We start from the raw sequence: 16,504 nt of genomic DNA on the forward strand, positions 1-16,504 counted from the left end.
CCTCACCATGACAGACTTCCAAGCAGTGTCTCCAACAGCTTGGTTACACTTACACTCCAACGGGTTTGTTGTTTTTCATCCAATTCAGCCTTCAGGCTATTATTAATATGCTTGTTCTCCAGTGCAATAGTGTATAGAGGATCTACAGTCACATAGGACACGGGAGAAGCGCTTTTGAGTCGGAAAGTTGTACTTTTGCCCGCACCATCCCATGCCTTGAATATTGTTGTACCATCCTTGAAGGTAAATTGAACAGGGATTTTGGGATAATCTGCTCCTTTTTTGCTGAGCGTCACGATTGCTTCATATCCATTCTCCAACTTGTGATTCATGATGCGATCGACTGAAAAGTCCGCCATCTGGCCATCATATACATATTGTTCAAAATAGTGGCTCCATGATCGTCCGGTCACTCTCTCCACGACATGTTGAAAATCCTGTGAGGTCGGATGCTTGAATCGATAAGTCTGGACGTAGGTCCGCATAATCCGGTCCATTTTTTTCATACCCACCTGACGCTCAATACCTCGTAGTACTAATTTACCTCGTGAATAGGCATTTTGCGCATACTCAGCCGCCGACCCGTACTTCCAGGATTCGCGGTTTAGCGGCTGTGGGGAAGCTACCTGTCCCGATTGTAATGGCAAGTTGGGGGTAAGCCCATATTCTTGCTCCATGAGCCGTTCTTCTGCATAGGAGGTGAAGCCTTCATCCAGCCAAGGCTCCTCAAATTCATTGTTGGCTACCATTCCGTAGAAATATTGATGTCCAATCTCATGAACCAGCGTACGTTCCAGATTGTAGCCAGGATTCAGTTGGTCCGCAGCTGCGGCCGTGATGAGTGTTGGATATTCCATGCCGCCGGCTCCACTGCCTGTTTTGGGTGGAACGACGATGGATAGAGTGGAATATGGATAAGGCCCGTACCATTTGCTGTAGTACGAAAGGGCGGCCTTGGCTGCGCTCATGTAACGTCCTTTGAGTTCCTTATGGGACGGGTCCAGATAGAGCTTGATTTTGACACCAGGAACCTCAGCAGAAGAAAAGGGTTCTTCTACGGCTACAAAGTTGGGTGAAGCGGCCCAGGCAAAATCGTGTACATCATCGGCATAAAATTGATATATTTTTTGGCCGTTCTGTCGTACTGCACCACGGGTGGGAAATCCGGTCGCTGCTACGATGTGTGTTTCAGGCACTCGAATCCGTATACTGTAAATTCCAAAATCGGCATAGAACTCGGAGTTGCCATGATACTGATGGAGGTTCCAGCCCTCCTCGGCGCGTCCACGTTGTCCTGCAGTCTCATAGACGCTGAGCTTTGGAAACCACTGTCCAGCCATTACAAAATCATCTGTCGCACCCATACGAGCGAAAATGCCAGGCAGTTTGACTTCAAACTTCATATATAGTGTGATTTCTTCGCCACCTCGTACCGGCTTGGGTAGACGCACCTTCATAAGCGAACGGTCACTTGCGTTACCGTCATCTGGTTGTACATATTGAGTGCGGTGCATGAGAGATAAACCGTCTTCTGTTTTTAGTTCAGTCAGCGTCATGGAGCCAAAGCCGTCCTTGGGCATGGTGTCTCCGCGCAACTTCCCCCCGGATTCTTTCATAAAGGTGGTTTCCATGGAAGAGAAGGCGTTCGGGTATAGATGAAGATACAGATCATTCACAGTTTTCTTGCCCGGATGCTTCCAGGTCAGTGTCTCAGTGCCTCGTAAAACCCGTCCTTTTTCCAGAGATACATCAATGTGATACTCCACCACCCGTTTGCTGAGAATTTCCGAAGCGGGCTGTGGAGGGTTTTTGGGCAGGTCGGGCATGATGTTGGCCCCTAGAGGCTTGCCCATATTTGGCGCAAGCGCAGACTCAGACTCGGAGCCGTATAGTGGTTTGCCTGCGGACTGAGGGGCGGAATGCGATGGGGGTTGCCAGGCAAACCATAACGTCCCTGCGAGGAGTCCGAGGGCTAGTGTGGACAATAAAACGATTTTGGTGCGTGCTGGGGTCATACAATGGATACCTCCCGTTGACAAGCATCTACAGCATGTATATGTTTGCTTTCGGGAGATTATTAGTTAAAATATTTATAGTGTAGAATGAGTGTGAAGACGGAAATTGGAGGCATAGTGACGCATGAGTGAAAATCAACCGGACGGCAAAAAGCAGATTGCACTGAATATTGTCAGTGGCAAGAGTAAACATAAGGGCTTCGGCGCAGGCTCAATCGACCTGAACAGCATGTCCCCGGTCATCATTGACCGAGGAGAGGCGAAAATTGATGTCGGTGCCATGCATGCCAAAAGTAAAGTAGAACGTGGAATCAAGTTCTCTACGAATAAAGAGGACGTACCAAACGGACGCCAGGTATGGCTGGTATGGGTAGCTGTGGACCGTACGCCCGAAGGACGTATGTATGGTGGCGCGACGGCCTGCGAGATGCTGATTGACGACGAAGCCAAACGCGGCTGGAAAATCCTTGCCGATCATGTTAATCGTATGGATTATGCACTCAAGCGCCGTTTCATGCTGGATGATCTCGGTAGCGAAGATAAGGCAGCGCTCAGAAGCCTGCTGATTTCGCATAACCAGGAATGGTGGGACGCTTCGCCTGAGGAATTGAAGCAGGCGCTGGAAGGGTAAGCCTAGCATTAACGAAGTAATAGTATTGTAGAAAAGCAGCCACTGTAGGCTGCTTTTTCCTATAAGAAGAACCGAATTGGAATCTCTATTTAAGCTTTATGATGCCTTCAATTGTTAGTTTTCTGACCTCATGAAATATGTACCGGACAATAAAATAGAAATCTACTTCCTTTTCATGTAAGTTATGAACATCATCGCCTTGACATTATGGAAAGGCATTCACTATAATTCAAATAGAAATCGGTTTCACTCCGGTTTTTATTTAATTAATTCGTGGAACCGGTTCCTAAAAGGATATAGTTTTTTTCCTATCGCTGTTTATGAATGTAATCTCTAAATAAGGTGGCATCGTTATGTTTAAATGGTTGAAAAAGAAGGCGGCTCCCCGTATTGAACAGTTCGACATGGTAGCGCCGGTTAAAGGAAAAGTGGTTTCCCTGGAAGAGGTTCCAGATCCTGCATTCTCGACAAAAGCTATGGGGGATGGCATCGCTATTCATCCGTCTGAGGGTAGGGTCACCGCTCCTTTCGCGGGAAAAGTTGCTCATGTTATGGAGAAAAGCAAACACGCTCTCATTATTGAACATGAATCTGGCGTACAAGTTTTGATACATGTCGGCATTAATACCGTTTCCCTCAAAGGACAGGGATTTAATCCTAAAGTCCAAGTAGGAGATAGCATTAAAGCAGGGCAATTATTGATGGAGTTTGATCTGGATGCGATTCAGCAGGGTGGATTACCTGTAATTACTCCAGTAATCGTTCCAGATGGGCAAGAGATGATTAGTCATGTGGAGATACTGGGTAATTCATCTGCTTCTCCAGATGTACCTGTATTAAGGGTTCATTTAAAAGCCTAGCTTTCATTCAGAAAAGACTAACCAGGAATTCCTGGTTAGTCTTTTCTTTAGATAATTCACTGATTGGTCAAGGGAAGGCCTTTCGATAGAACTGGCTATTACTTGAACTGGGGATGAAGAAGCACGATTATATCTGCTAAACTACCAATACAATAATTATTTGTGCATATATAAAATACTACATTTGTGTGGTGGTTAGGAGTGATGACATGAAGAAAATTTATTTTATCAGACATGCCCAAGCAACCGGACAGGAACCAGATGCCCGACTCACCGATGAAGGTACCCGGCAAGCTGAGCAGTTGGCTGATTTTATGGAGAATGTAGGTCAGAAGCCAAGATTCACAGAGTGTGGAATATGGATTGAAATAAGTAAGGCACGTTTACTATAAATGCAGAATAGCTTCGAAAGGGGAGACGCATGTTGAATGCAAACCGTATTTTAAAATTAGAAAAGGCATTGTTTCAGGCTTGGTCTTTGGAGTCTAGTTCTAAATGGACAGCCAATAATCCTGCTGCCGGACAATGTGGTGTCACAGCGCTCGTCGTTCAGGACAGGCTTGGCGGTGATATTTTAAAGACCTGGCTGGATAGCGGCTGGCATTATTACAACCAAATCGGTGAGGACATTATAGATTTTACGAAGTCGCAATTTTCAAGCCTTCCGCAGTATCAGCATGTATACTCCAACCGGGAAGAAGCATTTTCAGACACCAATGCAGAGCAGTATGCAGCTTTAAGCCGGAGACTAGGAAAAGCTCTTAACGAAAAGGTATGAGTGTGTTTAAGATATCCCCACAGGCATCAACCCCAAAAAGTAAAAAGTATTCAGGCGAGAAGTATGTGTCAAAATATAGATATATAAAAGTTAACGATCAAAAGGCTGCATTAATGACATCCAATATTCTTCATGCTACATCGCTGGAAGAGGACACTGTTGCTCATTTTAGAGGAGCGCTAATTACTTTATTCGGAGAACCCCAGAGGACATCGAAAGATTTTGAAAAGGCCTATGAGTACATAATTAAGGCAACAAATTCGGAGGGCCAAAGCTGGATACTGACTGCATATGAGGGGCCGGGTGGCCCAGCTATAGGGGGAGATACTGAGAAAGACTCTATAGAAGAAGTCGCGCAGGATTTGCTAAATCTTATTGAAGCCACAAAGCCAGCGAATTTCGAAGATATGGGCTATTATGAGGATACTGGATCTACTATTAGTTATGGATGTAAGGAACAAGTCTGTTTTTATCAGGAAAGCACTACAGAGCAGCATGTAGCGGATGAGTAAAATGACGGAGTGAATAATAAAATTCAGAAGTAGACCGTTACCTTTGTGGGGCGATCTACTTCTTTTTCATCTGGGTAAGCAATGTTGCTTTATAATAAAATTAATTTAGCCAATGGTTTGGAAAGCTTAGAGAAGGGGGCAGTTTGGTTTTACCATTGCCTTTAGCCGAATTTAATTGCGCTTGTGTAAGAAAGATACTTCCCTCCAGATTAGCCCCACTTAAATCAGCATCTCTAAAGTCCGCCCCAATAAGGTCAGTCATGCTCAAATCAGCTTCTCGCAGGTCAGCAGCAATCAGTAGAACGCCTCTCAGGTTGGCGCCTCTCAGATTAGCGCCCTTTAAGTTAGCCCCGATAAGGTCTCTACTTTTGATTTTTTTACTATATTTGTTGTGTTCCCTGTTCTTCTTTGCTTTTTCTCGTACTAACTCACTTGTTTGTACAAGTAAATCATTGACTAGCGCCCTATGGGTGGGTACATGAAGATCTATGAGGGATTTTGGATCTTGATCCGTAAGCTGCTCGGTTTTCGCCATTGCTTCTTGTAACTCGGTATAGATGGAGTGAGTTTCTTGCAAGCTAAGGGCTTCATTTAGGTAATAGAGCATTTCATAAAGCTGCTGCATGATGGGAAATATATTGAACATTTCTTCAGCTATTGCAGGATTGTCTCGCCAGCTTTTTCCGTTGTATACAACTTGGGAAATTTTTTGACCTGCCCCAAAGCAATCATATACGGTACAGCCTCGCAAGCCGTTATTTCTTAGATTCTTATGAATGTCACAGCGATAATCCGCATTTAGGTGTTGGCAGGGAGTTCCCCCATCCTTGTTAAAGGCAAAATCAGCAGATTTGGCATAAGGCAAGGCGACACAGCATAAACCAAAACATTTTTCACAATCGGCGGTATACAATAAACACACATCCTTTTACTAGCACCTACTAAATGTAATAGTACCAAAAAAAGATGAGTTATGGTGTATTGCTAAGTAAAATAGGTCGATTATCCTTTTGCCAAGTTCAATTGCCATGAAACACCGTACTTGTCTTCGACCCAACCAAACTGTTGGCTTACGGGTGAGGCTTCAAGGGGCATTAAAACTCGGCCTTCCTGAGATAGCTGGCCAAACACATGATGAATTTCTTCTTCCGAATCACAAGTGACGAATAGCGACAGAGCTGGAGTAAAAGAGTGTTTGTCCTGATGGTTATAGTCTATGGCCATAAAGGTCTGCCCTTTGAGGTTGAATACGGCATGTAACACGGTCCCATCTTCCTGATGAAAAATGCTCATGATACCAGACGGCTTAAATACAGAGGTATAATATTGCATGGCTTCCTCTGCCTGACCGGGGAACATGAAAAACGTTGTGATTTTTGGACTAGAATCCTGCATCAGATCAGCTCCCTTGAGTGGATTATAGATGATAACATTTTTTCTCTTTTGTAATAGAAATATTCACGATTAGAGAAGTACTTCATAAAGAAAGATAGGCATAACTGAGAAGGGAGAAACCAGATGATAGACGCGAAAGCAAGACTTATTGATATGTTGGGCTCAGGCAATAAACTGGATGCCAGCATCATTTCTGCCTATACGGATGTAGTTGCCCAATATGGAACCGTGGAGGATGCCTGGGAGTTATATTGGCTTTTTGTAGAAGATCCTCATCATTATAAAAGGGGGCTACTTCTTCAGCCGATCATGAGATGCGGAGATGTTGCCTTGGCGCAGGATATGTACGAGCGTTACGTTCGAAATCAGGCATCCCCCGAACGTATACCTGATGGTGTACTATATGCGCTAGGTTATTTGGGTTGTGTGGAAGCTACGGCTGATCTCGTCGCATGGGTGAAAGAGCCATATGGAGCAGCATCTGTGGATGCTTGTTTGGGACTCGTACATCTTCCATGCGAATTGTTTCGTGAACGATTGGCGACTGAATTGGAAAAGGCAGTCGATCAGAATCTATTTAATGAGTTTTTGCCTCTACTGAGCTTTAAATGTACTACTGAGGATATGGTTCCGCGATTGGTGCATTGGGGAGAGCAACATGCTTCCGTAGATTGTAATGCTGGAATTATTGCTGGAATTGCATTGTTTGGAGAAGGGCAAAAGGATACGATCCGATCTATTTTGTGGAATCCGCTTTGGGAGGCTCATGGAACGGCTACGGGAAGTTGTGTGTGGGCTTATTTTGCGATGCAGCATGTAGGATTGACCTTTAGAGAGCTTATTCAGGATATAAAAAGCTACGATGTATCCAAAGCAGGTATACAGGCATTGGAGTACCGCTTGGATGTGTTGTATGTAATGTTGGAACTAAAGCTCAGCTATAGGGCTCGGCCGATCCGTTTTGCTCGCCTTAACAAAGAATCATTTGATCAGCTCTATAGCGATTTGTTTAGCTGGTCCACGGAGCATAAGGATGATTCTATGATAGGTTGGATGAACGAACAATTAGGGTATAAGCATCGGCTGCTGGAACAGTATGACGAGATTAGGAAACGAGTCGAGATTAAAATGGTGCATGAAATTGAGCTGGAGCATGTCCAGACGAGGAGTTAATCGGGTCGAGATATAAGAAATTTTGATACAAAAGGACGAAATGACGGAGTTTGGCGGCGATCTAGGGATTCGCCCAGTCCACGGGCAGATGTCCCGCATAGGATACATCAGCCTAGAACACAAGGAGTGAAACACATGTCTTTACTACCACAAGTTCCTTTCGGAACGCAACCGGGTACTCCGGGTCCATTCACGCCGTCAGGTCCTTCGATTCCACAATTTCCTGATATGCAGGATTCGTTCCCGTCTCCGATAGGTCCGCCACCAGGCCCAGGATCATTTTCGCCACAGCCGTTCTCGCCGCCGCCGCAAGGGCCGTTCGGTCCGCAGGGTGGGCAGCAAGCTCAAGCACCCACTTCTCCACCACCGCAATTTACGCCACCGAAGCCGCTAGTTTCGGCCTATGCTGTTGACCCTGGAGCCATTTTCGGTTGTTTGTACCGCAACACGTTTGTATGGCTGACGAACGGAGAGCGTTTCTGGTTGTACCCTGTCTTTGTAGGCAGAACATCGGTAGCGGGTTTTCGGTGGAGTGGACGTTTTTGGTTTTATTATGGTGTAGACCTTAACCGTATTGAGTCGTTTAGCTGTTATTGGTAATAGCGCAGCTTTAGGGAAGAGCGGGGCTTAACTGGGTGATGGCTGATGGCACTGGCAAGAGAGCTAAAATGGGCGAATGAGATAAGTAAAGCAAAGATAAAAAGACTGGGAGAGCGCTCATGGCGTTCCCAGTCTTTTTTTGCTATTACTCCATCCACCATCGTTTAAAATTGCCCCACCACGATTTTTTTTCGGCCTGTCGTTCCGCTTGATCAGTAGATGTCGATGCCTGTGGGTTATTCTGCCCCGATAGAGTCTCTTTCGGCTCGGTGCCGCTAACGAATACCTCCAGCCGCTTGTCAGGGCTGTCCGGTGCAGCCAGCTTGCCGCTGGCCGGATCAATATAGGCGCTGACTACGCCGTCAGGGATCGGGAAGATTTTGGGCGGCACATTCTCCAGCGCTTTTTCTGTATACTGTGCGAAAATCGGTGCCGCCCGCCGGGCATCCTGCGTGCTGATGGCCTTGCCCTTGTCATATCCAACCCAAACGGCGGTGGATAGCTCGGGGGTGAAGCCGACCATCCACGCGTCCGTGTTGGTCGTGCCGCTCTTGCCGGCAACCGGGCGCTTGATCAGCTTCGCGACCCGGTTGCCGGTGCCGCCTTCTTCGAACACGCCTTCCATGAGGCGGGTGAGGACATAGGCGGAGGCGGGTTTCACGACCTGCACAGGCGCTGCTTGCGGCGCTTCGTACAGCGATCGCCCGGCTGCGTCGGTGATGCGCAGCACCGCCACCGGAGCCACCTTTTGCCCGCCGCTGCTGATGACCGAGAAGGCCGAGGCCATCTCGAACGGGCTGACGGGCGACACGCCCAGCGCCAGCGAAGGCACGGGCTTGAGCTCGCTCGTAATGCCCATTTTGCTGGCGAGGTCCATGACCTTATCCGCTCCCACCTGCAAAATGGTGCTGACGGCATAAATATTATCAGACGCCGCAATGGCGCGCCGCAGATCTATTTCGCCCAAATATTTGTCTCCAAAATTTTTGGGCTTATAAGTTTTGCGGTTGTTGTCGTAGTGGAACAACGTCGGCCGGCTTTCGAATTTGGATGTACTCGTCAATTGGCCGGAATCCAGCGCGCTGAGATACATGATCGGCTTGAAAGAGGAGCCTGGCTGCCGGGTTGTGGCTAGCGCATGGTTATATTGATTCCCTACATAGTTCGTTCCGCCCACCATAGCCTTGACATGTCCGTTACGCGGGTCCATGGAGATTAATGCAGTTTCCAGTCCGTTACTATTCTTCATGCCCTCGTTGACAGCCGCCTCGGCTGCCTGTTGCATGTGCATGTCCAGCGTTGTATAAATGCTTAGCCCACCATGCTCAAGCACCGCTTCGCTAATCCCAAGTTGATGAGTCGCTAGCTGGCGGACGTAATCGCGAAACCAGGGAGCGGCTTCCACTGTCCGACGCTGGCTCTCGGGCCGCAAGGGCAGTATTTCCTCATAGGCCTTGCTGGCTTCAGCGGGCGTAATTTTACCGATGAGTGCCATGGAGTCCAGTACAATTTTTTGCCGGTCCTTTGCGTTTTTCATATGATTATATGGTGAATAGTAGGTCGGTCCTTTTGGAATACCTGCCAATAGGGCGCTTTCGGCCAAATCCAGATCCTTTGCGGATTTACCGAAATACATTTGCGAAGCCGCTTCAATGCCATAGGCGCCATGACCATAGTAAATTTCATTTAAATACATTTGCAGCAGCTCATCCTTGGAATACTTCATTTCAAGCTGTGCGGTATAGATGGCTTCCTTGGCCTTGCGCGTCCAGGTTTTCTCGTGAGATAAGTACAGATTGCGCGCAAGCTGCTGAGTCAGTGTGCTGGCCCCTTGGGACATGTCCCAGCGGGTCAAATTAACGATGATTGCCCGGCCCAGGCCTTTGAAATCAAAGCCAAAATGGTCGTAAAACTTCCGGTCTTCCACAGCCAATGTAGCTGCTATTAAATCAGGCGAAATGTGATCAAGGTGGACAGGAATGGACTCCTTGCCTCCGGCAGAGAAGGTGGCAATGACTTGCCCCTGACTATCAAGCAGACGTGAATTCCGATCCGTATCGGCGAGCGGAAGGCTGGTTGTGTACAAGTAGGCGAGCAGAATACAGGCGGCGATGACCGTCAAAATCGTGAGAGATATCAGTCCTTGAAAGCATCGAAGCCAAAGCGGTTTACGCTTGGAGGATCGCCCGGTCGTATCGGTCATCATGCCACCTCCTTCCATAGTTGATGTTCTCAGTATAGTCAATCCGAAAGCGTCTATTCATCAGATGCGCATACGTATCTATTTTAAACAAGATTAAGCCCCAAAAAAGCTTTTGCGGTCCATTCAGGTATCGCTTATAATGCAAAAAGTGTGAAATTCAAGTGTGTTTGGTACAATAAATATAGCAAACTCGGCGTTTGCGCGTTGAAGTTATAAGGAAAGTCCATGTTTATGCTACCGGATTGCCGGACACATACTTTGATCAGAAAGAAGGTTGGAATGATGGACTTGTGGTTTACGGAGAAGCAGACTCCCTCTTTCGGCATTACAGCAAAAATCAAACAAACCTACGTCTCTGAAAAAACAGATTTTCAGGATCTGGCAATGATCGAGACAGAGGAATTCGGCAATATGCTTGTTCTGGACGGCATGGTGATGACCACGGTTAAGGATGAATTTGTATATCACGAAATGGTAGCACATCCGGCGCTGAATACACATCCGAATCCGAAAAAGGTTTTGGTTGTGGGCGGCGGCGATGGCGGCGTTATCCGTGAGGTCATCAAGCATCCTGAAGTGGAAAAGGCTGTATTGGTTGAGATCGACGGTAAAGTCATTGAATATTCTAAAAAGTTTTTACCTGAAATTGCTGGGAAGTTGGACGAGCCTAATGTGGAAGTGCTGGTCAATGACGGTTATATGCATATTATCGAACACAAAAACGAATACGATGTGATTATGGTCGATTCGACGGAGCCAGTTGGTCCGGCAGCGCCGCTGTTCGAGCGCGGGTTTTACCAAGGTATTTTTGAAGCGCTGAAGGAAGATGGCATTTTTGTGGCGCAGACGGATAATCCTTGGTTCAAGGCTGACCTAATTCAGAAGGTCAACAAAGATGTAAAAGAAATTTTCCCGATTGTGCGTGTGTACGGTGCAAACATTCCAACCTATCCGAGCGGTCTTTGGACATTCACGTTGGGCAGTAAAAAATATGATCCACTGGAAGTGGATGAGACCCAAATTCCAGAGATGGACACTCGATATTACAGTCCGCGTCTGCATAAAGCGGCGTTTGTACTGCCTAAATTTGTGGAAGATTTAACGAAGTAAACATTTTAAAAAGCGTCTTAGTGTTCTTTGTCGCCAGTATAGAGCGATAAGAGCGCTATAGACGCTTTTTTGTGCTAAATCAGATTGAGTAGGCATGAAAACATATTGGACACTGAATTTCCTTTTAAGATAAAAGAAGGAAATTTAAGGGTGTGTGTAGAACATACAAAAAACCAGACATTTAACAGATTTGTAATATCGACAGGGGAGGTTTGGTTATGGAAATACATAAATCGGCGATGTACCAAAGAGGGGGAAACATTTTTGATCAGACGCTCTTTTTATTACCTGTGGGGGTCTCAGACGATCTCCAACGCAGCAGATATCATCTACATGTTGAGTGTGGTGGTGTTGGTATTCAGTTCAAGTAATTCCTTAATGACGACTATTTTAATCCCGTTGTTCCGATTGTCGGCTCAAGTGCTTAGTGGGCTTGTTGCACCAATTGTGCTCGGTCGGTTTCGGCTGACGCAGGTTCTGCTATTTTCCCAGTTTGGGCAGTTTGTCATTTTTACGCTGTTGCTGCTTTATTTGTGGATCGTACCTGAGCAGAGGTCGTTTCTGTTTATTTTTGTGATGGTGTTTGGCATGTCTTTTTTGGATGGATGGACCAATCCTGCGCGTAATGCGCTTGTCCCCCGTTTGGCTACTGGTGAAGGACTCATGCGGGCTAACGGCATGGTAGCGGTCAGTGATCAGGTGGTCAGGTGTGCAGGCTGGGCATTAAGCGGAATTATTGTGGCTTGGCTGGGTTCCCTGAATACGCTTGCAATTGCCTCCTGTTGTTATCTCGTGGCTGTAACTGTCACGTCCTTCATTCGTGATCCGCTGGATCAGAAGGAACTAGGTCTTGAAGCTTCGAATTCCCCGACAAATGCGGAAGAACCCGCAAAGGAACAAGAAAAAGGCTCCCATTGGAAAGAGCTTGGGGAAGGCTGGAAAATCATTTGGCACAACCGCCGTATTCGTTCTCTAATGATCGTCGATAGCGTGGACAGTATTGGGGGAGTCTCCTGGCTCGGTGTATTTATTTTGGCGTACGTCAGTCAAGTGTTGCATCGTGATGAGAGCTGGTGGGGCTTTATGAACGCGTCCTTTTTCTCCGGTACGATTTTGGGTGGGTTAATTGTTGTTGGCTTGGTTAAGCGGTTGCAAAAGAACAGCTTTTTGTACATGCTCGGTGCGCTGCTGGTGTATGTACTGATTACCATTGTCTTTGCGCTAAATACCATTCCCGTGGCTGCGCTTGTTCTTTTTGCTGTGTCAGGATTACCTGTTCAAATGGCGGGTATTATTCGCCGCACCTTGCTACAAAGCAGTGCACCAGCAGCCCAACTACCCAAAGTGATGGCAGGGATTGATGTGATTACCAATCTCGCTTTTGGCCTGGCTTTATTATTCATGGGCTGGTATGCTGACCGATTTGGTATGGTGCAGGTGTATTTGCTGGCTGCGGCTATGACCACCATTGCCGTTCTGATCGGCTGGTGGTATCGACGTGATTTTCAGGAGGACGAGCCTATTGATCATCCGACCGCTACGGGAGCAGGGATATGAATTACATAAGCAATAGCTCCTTTCTGTGCCACAACAAAAAAGTCGGTTGCATAAGAGCAACCGACTTTTAAGGAGAACGTTTTTTACGAACGTAACGTCCTGTTACCATAACTGCAATGCTAGGCCGTAGTGAACTGGCTGTTATAGAGCGAGGCGTAATGGCCGCCGCTTGCTAGTAGTCCTTCATGGGTACCGCTTTCGACGACATCGCCGTTTTTCATATATAAGATCAGATCCGCTTCGCGGATGGTCGATAGCCTGTGGGCGATGACAAAGCTGGTGCGTCCGTCGATCATTTTCATAAAAGCCTTTTGAATACGGGCTTCTGTAAGGGTGTCTATACTGCTGGTTGCTTCATCCAGAATGAGCATAGGTGGATCGACGAGGATCACCCTCGCGATGGTGAGCAGTTGCTTTTGCCCTTGCGACAGGCTGTCGCCTGACCCGCTGATGACCGTATCGTAACCATGAGGCAGGCGGTTGATAAAGCTATGCGCATTGGCAGCTGTCGCAGCCGCAATGACTTCTTCGTCCGTGGCCTCTGGCTTTCCGTAAGCGATATTGTCCCGGATCGTTCCGCTGAACAGCCATGTATCCTGAAGCACCATACCAAAGTTAGTTCGCAGGCTGTCCCGGCTCATATCGTTGATATTCACTCCGTCGATGGAGATCGAACCGCTGTCCACATCGTAAAAGCGCATGAGCAAGTTAACAAGTGTTGTTTTGCCTGCTCCGGTCTGTCCGACAATAGCTACGCGGGTGCCTGGCTTGACTTCCAAACTAAAGTTTGTGATGAGCGTCCGTTCCGGATTATAGGAAAATTTCACATGATCAAACAGAATCGTGCCTTTACTGCGCTCCAGCTGTACGGCGTTCGATTTTTCCGGTTGCTCCGGCGGTGAATCCAAAATAGCAAATATGCGCTGAGCAGAAGCTGTAGCAGCCTGAAACTGGGTCAGCACTCCTGTAATTTCATTAAAGGGCTTGGCGAACAAATTGGTGTAAATGAGAAAGCTCGACAAACCGCCTACCGATATCCCACCCAAAATGATTGAAATACAACCAATCATAGCGGTGACTGAAAAAGTCATGTTGTTGACCAATCGGGTGGAAGGGTTGGACAAAGATCCGTAAAACTGTGATTTAACTCCGGCTTGATACAACTGCTCGTTTCGGGCGGAAAATTCCTCAAGCGAGCGATTTTCATAATGAAAGGCAGTAACTACCCGCTGTCCGCCAATCATTTCTTCCACATAACCGTTCAGACTTCCTAAAATTTTGGCCTGTTCGCGGAACATGCGTTGCGATTTTGTAGTAATGAACCGCGCAACACCATATGTGTTGGGGGCAGACACTAATACTACCAGCGTCATCACCGGACTGATATACAGCATCAGTACAATCGAACCAATAATAGTAATCAATCCGGTGATCAAGGTGGAAAAGCCTTGCAACAAGCCATCCGACACGGCATCCATATCGTTCACAAAACGGCTAATGCTATCTCCTTGCGGATGATTGTCATGAAAGCTTAACGGAAGGATATTAAAATGATCGAATAACTCCCGTCGCATATCATTTACAGTCTGAAAAGCAATGCGGTTCGTCAAATATGTGAGTAGCCAGCTAAATAGACTGCCTACAACATATACAATGCCTAGTCCAGCTAGAATCTGCGCAATACCTCTAAAGTCTACCGCTCCCTTATTCACCATATGGTCGATAGCCCGGCCAATCATATAGGGTCCGACCAGACTGGCGAGCACGCTGAGAATCGCACTGACGATGACCCAAAACGTTGTTGATTTATATTGACTCACATAGGTTAACAATCTTCTCCAGGTTTCCTTGCCACTCATTGGTCTACCTCCTGCGTTGAGAGCTGGGAGTGATTAATTTCCTGATATACCTCCGAGCTGCTCATCAACTGATCATGTGTGCCGATTCCCACAATCCGGCCTTCATCAAATACAATGATTTTATCGGCATGCTGTACACTGCTTACTCGTTGTGAGACCAGCAGGACAGTCATGCGGGTGCTATTTTCCCGAAGGGATTTCCGAAGGGCGGCATCAGTTGCAAAATCAAGTGCGCTTGAGGAATCATCCAAAATCAGTATTTCCGGATTGCCTACAATAGCTCTGGCAATGGTAAGTCGCTGCTTTTGGCCACCTGACAGATTAAGTCCACCTCGCGTGATCGGGGCGTCGAATTTTTCCGGTAAGTTAGAAATAAATTCATCCGCTTGCGCGATAGCTGCGGCCCGGGCGACTTCCTCATCGGTCGCATGTTCATGTCCCCAACGGATATTGTCCGCTATAGACCCGGTGAACAGCAGTGCCTTTTGTGGAACAATCCCGATTTTCTGCCGCAATTGCTCCAGCTTGTAATGCCGTACGTCGATGCCATCGACCAGTACACAACCTTCTACTGCATCATAGAAGCGGGGAATCAGATTCACGAAGGTGGATTTTCCCGAGCCTGTTCCTCCTATGATTCCAACCGTTTCACCGGGATAGATGTCTACGACTACATCGCTAAGTGCTAGTTGTCCTGTCTTATTGTAGCCAAAGGAGACATGATCAAAAGAGATGGCTGGTACTGGGCTGATTTTACCCGTTCTTCCCTGATCGAATGATGCAGAATTGGCAGTATCGGAAATCGAAGCTTCCGTGTCTAGGACCTCCTGAATTCTCGCTGCTGAAGTGGCAGCCTTGGTGAACAAAATAATGAGATTCGTTACCACAATCAGGGCCAGTAAAATCTGCGTAATGTAATTAATAAACGCAATAATCTCTCCTTGTGTAAGAGATCCATATTGGATATGGATACCGCCAATCCACAGAATTGCAATAATAGCTCCGTTGACCACCAGTAAGGTGGCTGGGCTAAGTAGAGCAGAAATACGGCCGACACGAATAGCGGTCTGGGTCAGGTCATCTGAGGCGGTATTGAACTTTACTCGTTCAGCTCCTCTTTTGGCAAATGCACGGATAACCCTTACACCTGTGAGATTTTCGCTTAGCACCAGAGCGATTTTATCGAGCTTTTTCTGGTATAGCTGGTACAGCGGAGAAGCCTTCGTGATGACTACATACAGAATCAAAGCCAGAACGGGTGTAGCCGCCAACAGCACTAAAGCAAGGCGGAAGTCCAGTATCATGGACATGATGATCGCCCCGATACAAATAAAAGGAGCACGAATAACCAGACGAATCAACATCGCTACAGCTGTTTGCAACTGATTGACATCATTCGTAATTCGGTTGATGAGAGAGGGCGTACCAAATTTATCGAGATCTGCATAAGAAAACGATGAAATATGCTTAAACATCGTATTGCGCAGTGTGGTTCCGAATCCTTGGGAAGCACGAGCTGCGTAAAACTGACACACTAGAGAACTGCCAAAGCCCAGTATAGTCATGAGCAACATCAAAAGACCCATTTGCCAAACATAATGGGTGTCTCCCTTACCAACGCCATGATTAATCATTAAAGCGACCATAGTAGGCAGCAACAATTCCAGAATAGCCTCAATTAGTTTAAACAGAGGCCCAAGAATCGTTTCCTTTTTATAGGGTTTCAAAAAAACAGCAAATTTCAGCAAATAAACCATCACCTAACCTGAATATTGTATAAAGTTTTCTATTGTAATTGCATATCTGAATAT

The 16,504-nt window shown here is 46.7% G+C and carries 15 protein-coding genes; 9 read left to right on the plus strand and 6 right to left on the minus strand.

Annotation, left to right across the window (positions count from 1 at the left end):
* Positions 1 to 2: 2 nt before the first annotated feature.
* Positions 3 to 2,015 carry a M1 family metallopeptidase gene (locus tag ACN6NF_RS00490; protein ID WP_474314211.1) on the minus strand — a complete coding sequence of 671 codons (2,013 nt, stop codon included), beginning with the start codon at positions 2,013 to 2,015 and terminating at the stop codon, positions 3 to 5.
* A gap of 124 nt (positions 2,016 to 2,139) precedes the next feature.
* Between ACN6NF_RS00490 and ACN6NF_RS00495 the strand changes: the two genes are divergently transcribed.
* The 5 genes from ACN6NF_RS00495 (at position 2,140) to ACN6NF_RS00515 (ending at position 4,796) form a co-directional block, all read left to right on the plus strand.
* A complete protein-coding gene (locus ACN6NF_RS00495; protein WP_016818549.1) occupies positions 2,140 to 2,646 on the plus strand; it encodes a YwhD family protein in 507 nt (168 codons plus the stop codon).
* Between the two features lie 353 nt (positions 2,647 to 2,999).
* A complete protein-coding gene (locus ACN6NF_RS00500; protein WP_474314213.1) occupies positions 3,000 to 3,506 on the plus strand; it encodes a PTS sugar transporter subunit IIA in 507 nt (168 codons plus the stop codon).
* 209 nt (positions 3,507 to 3,715) lie between these two features.
* Positions 3,716 to 3,898, plus strand: coding sequence for a histidine phosphatase family protein (locus tag ACN6NF_RS00505; protein ID WP_474314215.1), 183 nt, complete (start codon positions 3,716 to 3,718; stop codon positions 3,896 to 3,898).
* A gap of 32 nt (positions 3,899 to 3,930) precedes the next feature.
* Entirely contained in the window at positions 3,931 to 4,284 is a 354-nt protein-coding gene (locus ACN6NF_RS00510) for a YunG family protein (RefSeq protein WP_474314269.1), read from the plus strand.
* Positions 4,281 to 4,796 carry a hypothetical protein gene (locus tag ACN6NF_RS00515; protein ID WP_474314218.1) on the plus strand — a complete coding sequence of 172 codons (516 nt, stop codon included), beginning with the start codon at positions 4,281 to 4,283 and terminating at the stop codon, positions 4,794 to 4,796. The genes ACN6NF_RS00510 and ACN6NF_RS00515 overlap by 4 nt, the downstream gene beginning before the upstream one ends.
* Positions 4,797 to 4,896: 100 nt before the next feature.
* On the opposite strand, the gene ACN6NF_RS00520 is transcribed toward ACN6NF_RS00515, so the two are convergent.
* Both ACN6NF_RS00520 and ACN6NF_RS00525 read right to left on the minus strand, forming a co-directional pair.
* Positions 4,897 to 5,709, minus strand: coding sequence for a pentapeptide repeat-containing protein (locus ACN6NF_RS00520; RefSeq protein ID WP_474314219.1), 813 nt, complete (start codon positions 5,707 to 5,709; stop codon positions 4,897 to 4,899).
* Between the two features lie 89 nt (positions 5,710 to 5,798).
* Positions 5,799 to 6,191 carry a VOC family protein gene (locus ACN6NF_RS00525; protein ID WP_474314221.1) on the minus strand — a complete coding sequence of 131 codons (393 nt, stop codon included), beginning with the start codon at positions 6,189 to 6,191 and terminating at the stop codon, positions 5,799 to 5,801.
* Between the two features lie 123 nt (positions 6,192 to 6,314).
* On the opposite strand from ACN6NF_RS00525, the gene ACN6NF_RS00530 reads away from it, so the two are divergent.
* Both ACN6NF_RS00530 and ACN6NF_RS00535 read left to right on the plus strand, forming a co-directional pair.
* Entirely contained in the window at positions 6,315 to 7,364 is a 1,050-nt protein-coding gene (locus ACN6NF_RS00530; RefSeq protein WP_474314223.1) for a hypothetical protein, read from the plus strand.
* Between the two features lie 135 nt (positions 7,365 to 7,499).
* Positions 7,500 to 7,964 carry a transporter gene (locus ACN6NF_RS00535; protein WP_250241649.1) on the plus strand — a complete coding sequence of 155 codons (465 nt, stop codon included), beginning with the start codon at positions 7,500 to 7,502 and terminating at the stop codon, positions 7,962 to 7,964.
* 145 nt (positions 7,965 to 8,109) lie between these two features.
* Here the strand turns inward: ACN6NF_RS00535 and ACN6NF_RS00540 are convergent, their stop codons facing one another.
* Complete coding sequence (locus ACN6NF_RS00540; protein WP_474314225.1) at positions 8,110 to 10,167, minus strand: transglycosylase domain-containing protein; 2,058 nt, start codon at positions 10,165 to 10,167, stop codon at positions 8,110 to 8,112.
* Between the two features lie 282 nt (positions 10,168 to 10,449).
* On the opposite strand from ACN6NF_RS00540, the gene speE reads away from it, so the two are divergent.
* On the plus strand, positions 10,450 to 11,277 hold the full coding sequence (speE, locus tag ACN6NF_RS00545) for a polyamine aminopropyltransferase (RefSeq protein WP_474314227.1): 828 nt from the start codon (positions 10,450 to 10,452) through the stop codon (positions 11,275 to 11,277).
* Between the two features lie 264 nt (positions 11,278 to 11,541).
* Positions 11,542 to 12,834: an MFS transporter gene (locus ACN6NF_RS00550; protein WP_474314230.1), complete on the plus strand. Its 1,293-nt coding sequence runs from the start codon at positions 11,542 to 11,544 to the stop codon at positions 12,832 to 12,834.
* 119 nt (positions 12,835 to 12,953) lie between these two features.
* On the opposite strand, the gene ACN6NF_RS00555 is transcribed toward ACN6NF_RS00550, so the two are convergent.
* Together ACN6NF_RS00555 and ACN6NF_RS00560 are read right to left on the minus strand one after the other, a co-directional pair.
* Entirely contained in the window at positions 12,954 to 14,693 is a 1,740-nt protein-coding gene (locus ACN6NF_RS00555) for an ABC transporter ATP-binding protein (protein ID WP_474314232.1), read from the minus strand.
* On the minus strand, positions 14,690 to 16,441 hold the full coding sequence (locus tag ACN6NF_RS00560; RefSeq protein WP_474314235.1) for an ABC transporter ATP-binding protein: 1,752 nt from the start codon (positions 16,439 to 16,441) through the stop codon (positions 14,690 to 14,692). The genes ACN6NF_RS00555 and ACN6NF_RS00560 overlap by 4 nt, the downstream gene beginning before the upstream one ends.
* Positions 16,442 to 16,504: the final 63 nt, after the last annotated feature.

The sequence above is a fragment of the Paenibacillus sp. TSM33 genome (assembly GCF_056099025.1).

What these genes read in the sequence shown, in the direction of transcription:
- ACN6NF_RS00490 (WP_474314211.1), bottom strand. Translation starts at nt 2,015, where the DNA reads ATGACCCCAGCACGCACCAAAATCGTTTTATTGTCCACACTAGCCCTC.
- ACN6NF_RS00495 (WP_016818549.1), top strand. Translation starts at nt 2,140, where the DNA reads ATGAGTGAAAATCAACCGGACGGCAAAAAGCAGATTGCACTGAATATT.
- ACN6NF_RS00500 (WP_474314213.1), top strand. Translation starts at nt 3,000, where the DNA reads ATGTTTAAATGGTTGAAAAAGAAGGCGGCTCCCCGTATTGAACAGTTC.
- ACN6NF_RS00505 (WP_474314215.1), top strand. Translation starts at nt 3,716, where the DNA reads ATGAAGAAAATTTATTTTATCAGACATGCCCAAGCAACCGGACAGGAA.
- ACN6NF_RS00515 (WP_474314218.1), top strand. Translation starts at nt 4,281, where the DNA reads ATGAGTGTGTTTAAGATATCCCCACAGGCATCAACCCCAAAAAGTAAA.
- ACN6NF_RS00525 (WP_474314221.1), bottom strand. Translation starts at nt 6,191, where the DNA reads ATGCAGGATTCTAGTCCAAAAATCACAACGTTTTTCATGTTCCCCGGT.
- ACN6NF_RS00530 (WP_474314223.1), top strand. Translation starts at nt 6,315, where the DNA reads ATGATAGACGCGAAAGCAAGACTTATTGATATGTTGGGCTCAGGCAAT.
- ACN6NF_RS00535 (WP_250241649.1), top strand. Translation starts at nt 7,500, where the DNA reads ATGTCTTTACTACCACAAGTTCCTTTCGGAACGCAACCGGGTACTCCG.
- ACN6NF_RS00540 (WP_474314225.1), bottom strand. Translation starts at nt 10,167, where the DNA reads ATGACCGATACGACCGGGCGATCCTCCAAGCGTAAACCGCTTTGGCTT.
- speE (WP_474314227.1), top strand. Translation starts at nt 10,450, where the DNA reads ATGGACTTGTGGTTTACGGAGAAGCAGACTCCCTCTTTCGGCATTACA.
- ACN6NF_RS00555 (WP_474314232.1), bottom strand. Translation starts at nt 14,693, where the DNA reads ATGAGTGGCAAGGAAACCTGGAGAAGATTGTTAACCTATGTGAGTCAA.